The organism is Micromonospora aridisoli, from assembly GCF_056150025.1.
Window position 1 is genome coordinate 1 of sequence record NZ_JAXCFK010000213.1, and the last position, 498, is coordinate 498.

Annotated in this window: 1 protein-coding gene; it reads left to right on the top strand. The window is 33.5% G+C overall.

What is annotated here, in order from left to right; translation table 11 throughout:
• Window positions 1-498: radical SAM protein (locus SM447_RS30165; RefSeq protein WP_474576252.1), on the top strand; the 498-nt coding region annotated here is incomplete at both ends.

Sequence of the window (498 nt, forward strand, 5' to 3'; positions counted from 1 at the left end):
GGCTGCGGCACAGAGCCTACCTTATACAAAGACCTACCTGCTATTGTGCGTTTGGGAAAACACTATAAGGTGCCTTATATTTCTCTAACAACGAATGCAAATCTTTTGAACGAAGAAAAAATAATCGCTTTGCTAGATGCAGGTCTTGATGAGTTTACGATTTCTTTGCACGGCGTGACCAAGGAAACCTATGAAACCTTTATGGGTAAAGGAGATTATAGTGTTTTTATGAATGTCTTTAAGACTTTTGGAAAATTAAAGAAGACCTATAATTTTAGAGTTCGGATTAATTACACCTTCAATAAAGATAACTTTTATGAACTAAAGGAGTTTTTTACTCATTTTGATAAAAAAAGTTTTGATATCCTTCAATTACGACCTATCAAAAGGTTACATAATGCAGATTATACCAATATTGATTTAGGAGCTATCGAAGACGATTACGAAGGTATTATCACTGCTTTTAAGGAAGAATGCAAAACGAATGATATAATCTTG